General features: G+C 60.7%; 11 protein-coding genes. 9 read left to right on the top strand and 2 right to left on the bottom strand.

Annotated elements, in window-relative coordinates; all coding sequences use genetic code 11:
• Positions 1 to 116: 116 nt before the first annotated feature.
• Positions 117 to 1466 (bottom strand): MFS transporter, encoded by a 1350-nt coding sequence (locus HNP33_RS10010; protein ID WP_184707890.1) that lies wholly within the window; start codon positions 1464 to 1466, stop codon positions 117 to 119.
• Between the two features lie 186 nt (positions 1467 to 1652).
• Here HNP33_RS10010 and cyoA point away from each other — a divergent pair, with 186 nt between their 5' ends.
• The 7 genes from cyoA (at position 1653) to HNP33_RS09975 (ending at position 8694) form a co-directional block, all read left to right on the top strand.
• Positions 1653 to 2708, top strand: coding sequence for a ubiquinol oxidase subunit II (gene cyoA / locus HNP33_RS10005; protein ID WP_184707887.1), 1056 nt, complete (start codon positions 1653 to 1655; stop codon positions 2706 to 2708).
• Between the two features lie 29 nt (positions 2709 to 2737).
• Positions 2738 to 4741 (top strand): cytochrome o ubiquinol oxidase subunit I, encoded by a 2004-nt coding sequence (gene cyoB, locus HNP33_RS10000; protein WP_184707884.1) that lies wholly within the window; start codon positions 2738 to 2740, stop codon positions 4739 to 4741.
• The gene (gene cyoC, locus HNP33_RS09995) at positions 4734 to 5357 is read left to right on the top strand and encodes a cytochrome o ubiquinol oxidase subunit III (RefSeq protein ID WP_184707881.1); all 624 of its coding nucleotides are present in this window, start codon (positions 4734 to 4736) and stop codon (positions 5355 to 5357) included. Before cyoB ends, cyoC begins: the two co-directional genes overlap by 8 nt.
• The gene (gene cyoD, locus HNP33_RS09990) at positions 5358 to 5786 is read left to right on the top strand and encodes a cytochrome o ubiquinol oxidase subunit IV (RefSeq protein ID WP_184707878.1); all 429 of its coding nucleotides are present in this window, start codon (positions 5358 to 5360) and stop codon (positions 5784 to 5786) included.
• Between the two features lie 69 nt (positions 5787 to 5855).
• Positions 5856 to 6614, top strand: coding sequence for an SURF1 family protein (locus HNP33_RS09985; RefSeq protein ID WP_184708092.1), 759 nt, complete (start codon positions 5856 to 5858; stop codon positions 6612 to 6614).
• A 198-nt stretch (positions 6615 to 6812) separates the two neighbouring features.
• Positions 6813 to 8189, top strand: coding sequence for an ATP-binding protein (locus HNP33_RS09980; RefSeq protein WP_325064923.1), 1377 nt, complete (start codon positions 6813 to 6815; stop codon positions 8187 to 8189).
• A complete protein-coding gene (locus HNP33_RS09975) occupies positions 8152 to 8694 on the top strand; it encodes a response regulator transcription factor (RefSeq protein WP_184707875.1) in 543 nt (180 codons plus the stop codon). Before HNP33_RS09980 ends, HNP33_RS09975 begins: the two co-directional genes overlap by 38 nt.
• Positions 8695 to 8818: 124 nt before the next feature.
• Here the strand turns inward: HNP33_RS09975 and HNP33_RS09970 are convergent, their stop codons facing one another.
• Entirely contained in the window at positions 8819 to 9718 is a 900-nt protein-coding gene (locus tag HNP33_RS09970) for a LysR family transcriptional regulator (RefSeq protein ID WP_184707872.1), read from the bottom strand.
• 223 nt (positions 9719 to 9941) lie between these two features.
• Between HNP33_RS09970 and HNP33_RS09965 the strand changes: the two genes are divergently transcribed.
• Both HNP33_RS09965 and HNP33_RS09960 read left to right on the top strand, forming a co-directional pair.
• Positions 9942 to 11060, top strand: coding sequence for a YeiH family protein (locus HNP33_RS09965; protein ID WP_184707869.1), 1119 nt, complete (start codon positions 9942 to 9944; stop codon positions 11058 to 11060).
• A gap of 148 nt (positions 11061 to 11208) precedes the next feature.
• Positions 11209 to 12486, top strand: coding sequence for an O-acetylhomoserine aminocarboxypropyltransferase/cysteine synthase family protein (locus HNP33_RS09960; protein ID WP_184707865.1), 1278 nt, complete (start codon positions 11209 to 11211; stop codon positions 12484 to 12486).
• Positions 12487 to 12583: the final 97 nt, after the last annotated feature.

The raw sequence follows: 12583 nt of genomic DNA, 5'->3' as shown, positions 1-12583 counted from the left end.
CCTTCAAACAGCTCTTTTTCTATCAAGGCGGAGGCCGTCAGGTCAATCCGCGGCTCCAGTCTTCAATAGACCATTCCCTGATAAAACCGGGTTTCCGGACCGCTCCGGATAGGCGCTCAATCAGCACCGGCCGACTCCCTCGACTCCAGCGCACGGTTGATGCCCAGGGCTGCCAAGGTACAAACCGCACCGGAGAGCAGATACAGGCTCACCGCTATCAAGCCAAACCTCGAAGACAGCCCCAGCGCCACCACGGGCGCAAACGCTGCACCCACCAGCCACGCCATGTCAGTGGACAGAGCAGCGCCGGTGTAGCGGTATTGGGGTGAGAAGTTGGCAGTCACGGTACCGGAGGACTGGCCATAGGACAGACCCAGCAGCACGAAGCCGACAATGATGAAGATGTCGTGGCCGACTACGCCGCTCGACAGCAACAGGGGCGTTGCCAGACTGAACAGACCGATCAGCACGGCCATGGCGCCCAGGGTATTGCGACGGCCAAAACGGTCGGCCAGCTTGCCCGATGCCACTATGGCGAACGCAGCGCATACAGCACCCACCATCTGCACCAGCAGCACTTCGGTGATCGGCTGGTCGGAATACAGCGAAATCCACGACAGGGGGAACACCGTCACCAGATGAAACAGCGCAAAGCTGGCCAGGGCGGCAAAAGCGCCAATGGCGACGTGACCACCCTCTTCGTCGATCAGACGTGTCACGCTCACGGGCTCCAGCTCACGCTCCTGCATGGCCTGGGTGTACGTGCGGCCCAGCACCAGTTGCAGCCGGGCAAACAGAGCCACCACATTCAGTGCAAAGGCCACAAAGAAGGGGTAGCGCCAGCCCCAGCTCAGAAACTCGCTCTCACTCAGGGTTCCATACAGATAGGCAAAGAGGCCCGCCGCGATCACAAAGCCCAATGGCGCCCCCAACTGCCCGATCATGGCGTACCAGCCGCGCTTGCCCGTGGGCGCAGTCATGGCCAGCAGCGAGGGCAGACCATCCCACGAGCCCCCCAGAGCCAGGCCTTGCGCAAAGCGAAACAGGGCCAGCAGCACGATGGCCGTTCGCCCTATCGAATCATACCCGGGTAAAAATGCAATACCAACCGTCGCAACGCCCAGCAGAAACAGGGCAATGGTCATCTTGGCGGCACGCCCCCAGCGGCGCTGGATGGCCATCGAGATTGCAGTGCCCACGGGACGGGCGATAAAAGCTATGGAAAATATAGCAAACGACAGCAGCGTGCCGTTGAGTTTGGAAAAGTGAGGAAAGAAGACGGCCGGAAAGACCAGTACCGACGCTATGCCAAATACGAAAAAGTCGAAATACTCCGACGAACGGCCGATAATAACGCCGACCGCAATTTCGCCAGGTGTGACGTCATCATGCACAGCGGACCGTGTATGTTGATCAGCGCTCTGATTGCTGCCGACAGGAGATGCTGCGTAACCGAGACTACTCATACAAAAGCTCCTTCCTCAAGCTGTAACAGGCCTGTTACGACCGTACCCATCCAGGAGCCTAGCAGGGTACTTTTCGAGAGGACGTAGGACAAAATGTCCAATCGACAGGCCTGCCTCTAGCATTTACATTTGGCGGGATTTTGCAATCCATGTTTCTACCTAAGCGCGCTTGCCGTGCCTTTTCGCATGCCTGATCTCAAAAAACTTCGCGGGCCCTCGCGGCTCGTCGCGGCGTTACTAGCCGCCGCCAGCCTTGCGGGCTGCAATACCGTTGTGCTCAACCCCGCCGGGGATGTTGCTGCGCAGTCCGGCAACCTGGTGATCATCGCCACCTTGCTGATGCTGATCATCATCGTTCCGGTCATGGTGCTGATCCTGCTGTTTGCCTTCAAGTACCGCGAATCGAACGAGCCAGCTGATTACGATCCCGAGTGGCACCACTCCACCGCCCTCGAACTGGTGATCTGGTCGGTGCCGCTGCTGATCATCATCGCGCTGGGTGCGCTCACCTGGATCTACACCCACAAGCTTGACCCCTATCGTCCGCTGGACCGCGTAGCGGCCGGTCGCCCTGTTCCAGCCGATGTCAAGCCGCTGGAAGTGGAAGTGGTGGCCATGGACTGGAAGTGGCTGTTCATCTACCCCGAGCAAGGCATCGCCACCATCAACGAACTGGCTGCACCCGTGGACCGTCCGATCCGCTTCAAGCTGACCGCCACCACCACGATGAATGCGTTCTACGTGCCTGATCTGGCCGGCATGATCTATGCCATGCCTTCGATGCAGACCCAGCTCAATGCCGTGATCAACAAGCCAGGCGTGTACAAGGGCATGAGCTCGCACTACAGCGGCGCAGGCTTTGCTGGCATGACCTTCAAGTTCCTTGGCCTCGCCGACGGCGATTTCAACGCCTGGGTGCAGAAGGCCAAGACCGAAGGCGCCACCCTCGATCGCGCTGAGTACGTGAAGCTGGAAAAGCCGAGCGAACGCGATCCCGTCCGCCTGTTCGGCAATGTGGACAGCACCCTCTACCATGCCATCGTCAACCGCTGCGTAGAAGCGGGCAAGATGTGCATGGACGACATGATGGCCAAGGACGCCATGGCCAATATCAATGCACGCACCAAGGCTGGCAAGAGCGTTTCGCTGCTGCCGCAGGATGACGTGTGCACGGCCGCCAATGCCACGCAAGTGGTGGCGGCCCTGCGTGTGGACGAAACTGCCTCCACCGTGGCGCAATAACCCATCGCGAATTTTCAAAGAGACTCAATATGTCCGTAGCTACTAACGTAAGCCATGACCCGCTTCTGGGGCGGTTGACATGGAATGACATACCGATGGTGCATGAGCCCATCGTGTTGTGGACCTTTATCGCCGTGGTCCTGGGCGGCCTCGTCGTCGTCGCCGGTATCACCAAGTTCAAGCTCTGGGGCCCGCTGTGGAAGAACTGGATCTGCTCCATCGACCACAAGAACATCGGCATCATGTACATGATCCTGGGCCTGGTCATGTTCCTGCGCGGCTTTGCTGACGCCATCATGATGCGTGGCCAGCAGGCCCTGGCCGCCGGTGACGCCATGGGCTACCTGCCTCCGCACCACTACGACCAGATCTTCACCGCCCACGGCGTGATCATGATCTTCTTCGTGGCCATGCCTTTCGTGACGGGCCTGATGAACTATCTGGTGCCGCTGCAGATTGGTGCGCGCGACGTGGCCTTCCCGTTCCTGAACAACTTCAGCTTCTGGATGACCACCTCAGGCGCCGTGCTGGTGATGGCTTCGCTGTTCGTCGGTGAGTTCTCCACCCTCGGCTGGCTGGCGCTGTCGGGCCTGGGCGAATACCACCCTGGCGTGGGCCTGGATTACTACATCTGGGCACTGCAGATTGCCGGTGTGGGTACCACGCTCTCAGGTATCAACCTGATCGTGACCATCATCAAGATGCGCGCCCCTGGCATGAACCTGATGAAGATGCCTATCTTCACCTGGACCTCGCTGTGCACCAACGCGCTGATCGTGGCATCGTTCCCCATCCTGACCGCTGTGCTGGTGCTGATGACCCTGGACCGCTACGTTGGCACGAACTTCTTCACCAACGAGCTGGGCGGCAACCCCATGCTGTACGTGAACCTGATCTGGATCTGGGGCCACCCTGAGGTCTACATCCTGATCCTGCCCGCCTTCGGCGTGTTCTCCGAAATCGTCGCCACCTTCTCGCGCAAGCGCCTGTTTGGCTACACCTCGATGGTGTATGCCACCGTGTGTATCACCATCCTGTCCTGGCTGGTGTGGCTGCACCACTTCTTCACCATGGGCTCGGGCGCAAGCGTGAACTCGTTCTTCGGCATCACCACGATGATCATCTCGATCCCGACCGGTGCGAAGATCTTCAACTGGCTGTTCACCATGTACCGTGGCCGCATCCGCTTCACCGTTCCCATGCTGTGGACCGTGGGCTTCATGCTGACCTTCACCATCGGCGGCATGACCGGCGTGCTGCTGGCCGTTCCTCCTGCAGACTTCGTGCTGCACAACTCGCTGTTCCTGATCGCCCACTTCCACAACGTGATCATTGGCGGCGTAGTGTTTGCCGTGTTCGCCGGCATCAACTACTGGTACCCCAAGGCTTTCGGCTATCGCCTCGACGAGTTCTGGGGCAAGGCATCGTTCTGGTTCTGGTTCGTCGGCTTCTGGGTTGCTTTCACGCCGCTGTATGTACTGGGCCTGATGGGTGTGACGCGCCGCGTCAACCACTATGAAGACACGTCGCTGCAGATCTGGTTCATCATCGCTGCCTGCGGTGCCGTGCTGATCGCGCTGGGCATTGCCTGCTTCTTCATCCAGCTGTTCGTAAGCTACCTCAAGCGCGACCAGCTGCGTGATGTGACCGGCGACTGCTGGAACGGCCGTACCCTGGAATGGGCCACGTCCTCGCCTCCTCCCCAGTACAACTTCGCCTTCACGCCAGCCGTGCACGACAGCGATGCCTGGTGGGATATGAAGAAGCACGGCTTCAAGCGCAAGCTCAATGGTTTTGTGGAAATCCACATGCCCAAGAACACAGGCGCCGGCTTCGTGATCTCGATGATCGCCCTGGTCTTTGGTTTTGCCATGATCTGGCACATGTGGTGGCTGGCTGGCCTGAGCTTTGCCGGTATCGTGCTGGCCTCGATCATCCACACCTTCAACTACAAGCGTGACTACTACATCCCTGCAGCGCAGGTAGAAGCCACCGAAGAAGCCCGTACCCAACTGTTGGCCCGCCATGTCTAATCACAATACCCTCGCCGGCGCGACCGGTACCCGCGACTACTTCCTCAAGGAAGAGCCGCACGTCGAAAACGGCACTGCTCTGGGCTTCTGGCTCTATCTGATGAGCGACTGCCTGATCTTTGCAGCCCTGTTCGCCACCTATGGCGCCCTGGGCCGCAACTATGCAGGCGGCCCTGGCGGCGCCGAGCTGTTTGACCTCACCCTGGTGGCGATCAACACGGCCCTGCTGCTGCTGTCGTCCATCACCTTCGGCTTTGCCATGCTGGCCAAGCAAAAGGGCTCGGTCAAGGGCACGATCACCTGGCTGATCATCACTGCCCTCTTTGGCGCGGGCTTCCTGGGCGTGGAACTGTATGAGTTCCATCACCTGATCCATGTGGGCGCTGGCCCGCAAAGCAGCGCTGCCATGTCGGCCTTCTTTGCACTGGTGGGCACCCACGGCCTGCACGTGACCTTCGGCCTGGTGTGGCTGGTGGTGCTGCTGCTGCAGATCGGCAAGCATGGCCTGACCCATGAAAACAACCGCCGCCTGATGTGCCTGTCCATGTTCTGGCACTTCCTGGACGTGGTCTGGATCGGCGTCTTCTCCTTCGTATATTTGATGGGAGTGCTGTAAATGAGCGCACAACACAACCCCGCCGCACACGGCCATGACCACAGCCATGACGGCCATCATGATGATGGCCCGCACAGCACCTTCTCGGGCTACATGATCGGCTTCTTCCTCTCGATCATCCTCACCGCCATCCCCTTTGCCGTGGTGATGGGCGATGTGTTCGAGAACCGCACCACCACCGTGGTGGTGATTGCCTTCTTCGCCGTGGTGCAGATCATCGTGCACATGATCTATTTCCTGCACATGAATGGCAAGATCGAAGGCGGCTGGACCCTGATGTCCACCATCTTCACGATCGTGTTCGTGGCGGTGACCCTGGCCGGTACCTTGTGGGTCATGTACCACATGAACGCCAACATGATGCCTGGCCACAAGCACACGGCCCCCGCAGCAGCTACGCAACCTGCACAGGGCCATTCCAACCACTGAGCTGTTTTGACCAACGAAACGCAACGGAATGCGGATGTAAAGCCCCCGCATTCCGCCCTCTTCCAGGCGATGCTTGCATGTGTAGGCATCGCCTTGTTTTTAGGCTTTTGCGCATTGGGCACCTGGCAGGTACACCGCCTGCAATGGAAGCTCGATCTGATCGACCGGGTGGAGCGCCGCGTGCACAGCGCGCCGCTACCCCCTCCGCCTGCCGCAAGCTGGCCCGCGCTGGATGCGAAGGCGCTGGAATACCAGCCCACCACCTTGCACGGCCAGTGGTTGCCCGCCCAGACGGTGCTGACGCAGGCCACCACCGCACTGGGCGCAGGTTTTTGGGTGATGACGCCGCTGCAGCAGCGGGATGGCACGCAGGTGCTCGTCAACCGCGGTTTTGTGCCAGACAGCCTGCGCAGCGCCTGGAACGACGCGGCGCAGGTAGCTGCCGCAACACCGGCTGGCGATGTTTCCATTACCGGCCTCTTGCGCGCCACCGAACCCAAGGGAGGCTTTCTGCGCAGCAACGATCCGGCAGGCAACCGCTGGTATTCACGCGATGTACAGGCGATCGCACAGGCGCGCGGCCTCGCGCAGCCTGCTCCGTTCTTTGTCGATGCCGGCCTGCCGGACGACGGCCCCACCGTGGTGGGCGAGACCAGGCGCAGCAGCAGCGCCGAACTGCAAGGCCAGCAATGGCCACAGGCCGGGCTCACCCAGATCCGCTTTACCAACAACCACCTTGTCTATGCGCTGACCTGGTACGGACTGGCGCTGATGGTGGTGGGAGCGGCGTGGCTGGTGGTTCGCCACCAGCGGCGCACTGGCGGGTAGCCCCGCAGACGTTGGGAAAAAGCCATAGCAGACTGTGCTTGAATTTTCTGCGTTTTAGGTAAAAAACTCAGTAAAAACCAATCCAAGAGAGCGCTGGCCGCTCTCTTTTTTTATTAGCGCAGCGCAGAACGCAAAGCCGTTTCCTGGCTTGTCCACCTGGCTGGGGCTGGGATACCGTGGCTCAGGCACAATTGACCTGTGTCATTTTCTGCAGTTTCCCCGTTTCACGTCACCCACACCACCGACCGCCAGAACATGCAGTTGCTCATACAGCTGCGCTGGCTGGCCGTGGTCGGCCAGGTGGTCACCATCTCGCTGGTGCACTGGGGGCTGGATATCCATTTGCCACTTGGCGAGATGCTGGCCGTGCTGGTGGGCCTGGTCATCATCAACCTGGCCTGCATCTGGTGGTTGCGCTGGCGCCAGCACGATATTTCATCGTCGGACCTGTTCGTGGCACTGCTGGCCGATGTGTCTGCCCTCAGCATGCAGCTGTACCTGAGCGGAGGAGCCAACAACCCCTTCATCACACTGTTCCTGCTGCAGGTTACCCTGGCGGCGGTGCTGCTCAAGCCATTCTATGCCTGGGCGATTGTCGTGGTCACGGCCTGCTGTGCGGTAGCGCTGGCCTTTTTCTCTCTGCCGCTGCAGATCATGACGAACCGGGGCGGCGCGATGCACACGCTCTACCTGATCGGCCTGCTGATCAGCTTCGGGCTCAACGCCACCTTGCTGGTGTCGTTCATCAATCGCATCATGGCCAATCTGCAGTTGCGCGATGCGCGCCTGGCTGACCTGCGCCAGCGGGCCGCCGAAGAGGAGCACATCGTGCGCATGGGCCTGCTGGCCAGCGGCGCAGCGCATGAGCTGGGCACGCCGCTCTCCACCCTGGCCGTCATCCTGGGCGATTGGCAACATATGCCAACCATTGCCAGGGATGGCGAGCTGATGGACGATCTGCACGAGATGGAACACCAGGTGCAGCGCTGCAAATCCATTGTGACCGGCGTGCTGATGTCTGCCGGCGAGACGCGGGGCGATGCGCCGCAGACGACCAGCCTGGTGCGCTTTCTGGACCGGGTGGTGGAACAGTGGCGCAGCCACCGCCAGCCCGCCAATTTCGAGTTCCGCAAACAGCTGGCGCGCGATGTACCCATCATCTCGGATACCGCGCTGCAGCAAATGATTTTCAATGTGCTGGACAATGCCCTGGAAGCCTCGCCCGGCTTTGTGCAGCTGTGGGCCGCCTGCCCTGCAGATGGATCGGACGATGACAACGGCCACGCCCAGCTGGAGCTGGTGGTGACCGACAGCGGCCCGGGTTTCCGCAGCGACATTCTTGCCCAGCTGGGCAAGCCTTACCAATCCACCAAGGGCCGACCCGGCAGCGGCCTAGGCCTCTTCCTGGTGACGAATGTCGCCCGCTCATTGGGCGGCCATATCGAAGCCCGCAACCGGGAGCAGCACCTGGGCGGCGGCGCACTGGTACGCATCCGCCTGCCGCTGGCTGCCATTGCCCTGCATGACGAACAACACCATGACGCAAACGCAAGAACGCCTGTTACTGCTGGTTGAAGACGATGCGGCTTTTGCCCGCACCCTGCGCCGCTCGTTTGAACGCCGCGGCTACCGCGTGCTGCACGCCAGCAGCGCCGATGAAGTACAGGCCCTGCTGCAGACCGAGCAGCCTCAGTATGCGGTGATGGATCTGAAACTGGCCGGCAATTCGTCGGGGCTCTCATGCGTGCAACTGCTGCATGCGCAAAACCCCGAGGCATTGATTGTGGTGCTGACCGGCTATGCCAGCATTGCCACGGCGGTGGAGGCCATCAAGCTGGGTGCCTGCCACTACCTGGCCAAACCGTCGAACACCGACGATATCGAAGCCGCATTCGGTCGCCTGGAGGGCACGACCGAGGTCGATCTGCCCCAGGCAACCACATCCATCAAAACGCTGGAGTGGGAAAAGATCCACGAAACCCTGGCCGAGACCGGCTTCAATATCTCGGAAACCGCACGACGCCTGGGCATGCACCGGCGCACGCTGGCACGCAAGCTGGAAAAGCAGCATGTGCGGTAGCTCCGTAGTGCTGTAGTTCGCTATCAACAACGATAGCTGATGGCGCTTTTGTGTTCTGTGGCTGAAAACAAAACACCATGAAACTGGGCCTCAGCAGCCGCGAACGACTCAGTAGTTCATAGCATCACGCAGCATCCGTACAAGCTTGCACCAGGGCCTGCAACACGGGTGAGCGCTTCTTGCCACGGCGTTGCAACAGGGAAAACGGCCGCTGCATGGCGGGCAGCTCAGTCGGCAATATGGCCAGCTCTCCCCGGTCCACCCAGGGCTGCGCAATCACCCGCGAGAGGCAGCTGATGCCAGCACCGCGCGCCACGGCCGTGCAGATTGCCTCGGAACTCCCCAGCACCGCCACCACCGGCCATTCATGCAGGTGCGACAGCACGGCAAACTCCACCGCCTCGCGCGTACCCGACCCCTCCTCGCGCAGCAGCCAGCGGCAGGCCCGCAACTCCTGCACGGTCAGGGGCGCCTGCCGGGCGTGCTGCACCAGTGCATCGCCCGCAGCGGCAATCAGCACCAGCTCGTCGTCGCGCCAGGGTTGCACCTCCAGCTCGGTCCAATGGCTGGCACCCTCGATGAAGCCCAGATCCACCCGCGCATCCGTCACCGACTGGGCCACCTCACGCGTATTGCCGATCACCACGTCAAACCGCACCTGCTCATACCGCTGCATGAAACCCGCCAGAATGGGCGGTAGCACATGGTTGGCAATAGTGGTGCTGGCCGCCAGCCGCAGCTGCACAGGCGCAGCAGGGGCCGTGGCCCGCGTCGCCTGCTCCAGCAACTGGGCCTGCTCCAGCAGCGCCTGGGCCTCGGGCCACAGACTGCGGCCCAGGTCATTCAGGATGAGACGCTTGCCCGTCCGCGCAAACAGCTGAGCTCCCATACCGGCTTCGAGCTGCTGCAAGGCCGCACTGACTGCCGATTGCGACAGCCCCACGGCATCCGCCGCAGCTACCGTGCTGCCACTTTGGGCAATGGCGCAAAACACTTCCCATTGGCGCAGTCTGAGATGAAGCATGGAATCCTTGCAGAGACAGCGGGAACAAACACAGACAGGTAGCACCACAATGGATCGATGTGATTGCTCATTCCTAAACAATCAACCCATTTTATAGGTAGATAATACAAAAACAATTAGTTATACGAATATAAGAAAAATTTCTATAGTGGCGACATTCCCGCTTTGGTGGTGCCAGCTCCCGGTCATTTGGAAGAGACGGCATCGCCCTCTCCTCCGCTTCATGTCACACGCCACTTCATCCCTTTCTCCATCCGGCAGCCATTCGTGGCTGACGGCTGGCAAACAACTGGTTCCCGGCCTGCTGCTGTGCGGAGCCATCACCTGGGTTGCCAACGACTTGGCAGCCCTGCCCTGGTTCAGCAGCAAGGGCCTCTCAGCGCTCACCATCGCCATCGTGATCGGCATGCTGATCGGCAATACCATCTATGGCTGGATGCAGGCGTCCGCAGATGCGGGTGTTGGCCTGTCCAAACAGAAACTGCTGCGCCTGGGCATCATCCTCTACGGGCTGCGGCTGACATTTCAGGACATTGACGCGCTGGGCATGCATGGCGTACTGGTCGACGCCGTTGTGCTGGCCAGCACCTTTGTCCTCGCCCAATGGCTGGGCAAGCGCTGGCTGGGGCTTGATTCACGCACAGCGATTCTCGTGGGTGCAGGCAGCTCGATCTGCGGCGCTGCTGCCGTTCTGGCCACGGCCCCCGTGGCCAAAGCGCGTGCCGACGATGTGGCGGTTGCCGTTGCCACCGTGGTGGTGTTCGGCACCATAGGCACCTTTCTCTACCCTGCCTTCTACCAATGGAACCTGGCGGCACAATGGCTGCCATTGCCCGAGTCCACCTATGGCCTGTGGGTAGGCTCCACGGTACATGAGGTTGCCCAGGTCGTGGCTGCAGGCGAAGCCGTCAGCACCAGCGCCGCCGACATGGCCGTAGTGGCCAAGATGGTGCGGGTGATGATGCTGGCGCCGTTTCTCATCATCCTTTCGGCCTGGCTGGCCCGGCACGAGTCCGTAGAGCCAGCAACACCCGCAGAATCCGCTATTGGCAACACTGCAAATGACGGAAAAAAACCATTGCTGGCGCGCATCACCATCCCCTGGTTTGCTCTTGGATTTGTAGCAGTTACGGGTATCCACTCGCTGGAAATCATCCCACAGGCTGCGCTCTCCGTAGGTACCCAGCTGGACAACATTCTGCTCACCATGGCCATGGCAGCCCTCGGGCTTACCACCCATGTGCGCGCCGTCAAGGCAGCTGGCGTCAAGCCGCTGCTGCTGGCCCTCATTCTGTTTGCATGGCTGGTTGGCGCAGGCCTGACACTCAATAGCTGGCTGTAGCGCGCCACTCTGCGCCGCCAGGACCCTGCCCTCGTCGGCCCGCATGGGCGCAATGACTTCATAAGCAAATGCGAACAATGTATTTGTCGGTCTGGGCAAAGCTGTTACAAATATCGTTTTCGCCAAAGCAATCCTGGAGCCACTTCCCATGCGCATCGAAACCCTTGCTGTCCACGCCGGTTATTCGCCCGAGCCCACCACCAAGGCTGTGGCCGTGCCCATCTACCAGACGGTGGCCTACGCGTTTGACAGCGCCCAGCATGGCGCCGACCTGTTTGACCTCAAGGTTCCAGGCAATATCTACACCCGCATCATGAACCCGACCACCGACGTGCTGGAAAAGCGCGTGGCGGCCCTAGAAGGCGGCATTGCCGCGCTGGCCGTGGCATCGGGCATGGCAGCCATCACCGCAGCCATCCAGACCCTGGCCGAAGCAGGCGACAACATCGTCAGCGCCAGCACGCTCTATGGTGGCACCTACAACCTGTTCGCACACACATTTCCGCAGCAAGGCATTGAAGTGCGCTTTGCCGACCCGCGCGACCCTTCCAGCTTTGACAAATTGATCGACGACAAGACCAAGGCCGTCTTCATCGAGTCCATCGGCAACCCGCTGGGCAATGTGACCGACATTCGCGCGCTGGCTGATGTGGCCCACAAGCACGGCGTGCCGCTGATTGTGGACAACACCGTGCCCTCCCCCTATCTACTGCGTCCGTTTGAATTTGGCGCCGACATCGTCGTGCACTCGCTCACCAAGTACCTGGGCGGCCATGGCACCAGCGTAGGCGGCGCCATTGTGGACAGTGGCAAGTTTCCCTGGGCAGAGCACAAGGCCCGCTTCAAGCGCCTGAACGAGCCAGATGTGAGCTACCACGGCGTGGTCTACACCGAGGCGCTGGGCCCGGCGGCCTTCATCGGCCGCGCCCGCGTGGTGCCGCTGCGCAATATGGGCGCGGCCATCTCGCCCCAGAACGCGTTCCAGATTCTGCAGGGCATCGAAACCCTGGCGCTGCGCATGGATCGCATCTGCGAGAACACCCAGAAAATTGCCGAGGCCCTGCAAAGCCACCCCAAGGTGGAATGGGTGCGCTACGCGGGCCTGAAAGACCACCCAGACCACGCCATCGTGCAAAAGCAATCGGGCGGCCGCGCCTCGGGCATTCTGTCATTCAGCCTCAAAGGCGATGGTGGACGAGCCGCCGGGGCGCGCTTTCTGGATGCACTGCAGCTGTTCACCCGCTTGGTGAACATTGGCGATGCCAAATCGCTGGCCACGCACCCGGCATCTACCACCCACCGGCAGCTTGATGCCGCCGAACTGGCAAAGGCAGGCGTGACCGAAGGCATGGTGCGCCTGTCAGTCGGCATTGAGCATATCGACGACCTGCTGGCCGATCTGCAGCAGGCGCTGGCCGAAGTCTAAGAGCCAAAGAAACCTGCAGCACCCAACTGCAGAACGCATGAAGCTTATTTTTATAGAAAAAAAGCATGCCAATATTGGCATGCCTTTTTGCATGAAA

This window comes from Comamonas odontotermitis (assembly GCF_014207855.1).
In the GTDB taxonomy this organism is placed as follows: domain Bacteria; phylum Pseudomonadota; class Gammaproteobacteria; order Burkholderiales; family Burkholderiaceae_C; genus Comamonas; species Comamonas odontotermitis_A.
Note: the sequence above shows the minus strand (reverse complement) of the source record. Positions and strands in the feature narration are given on the sequence as shown.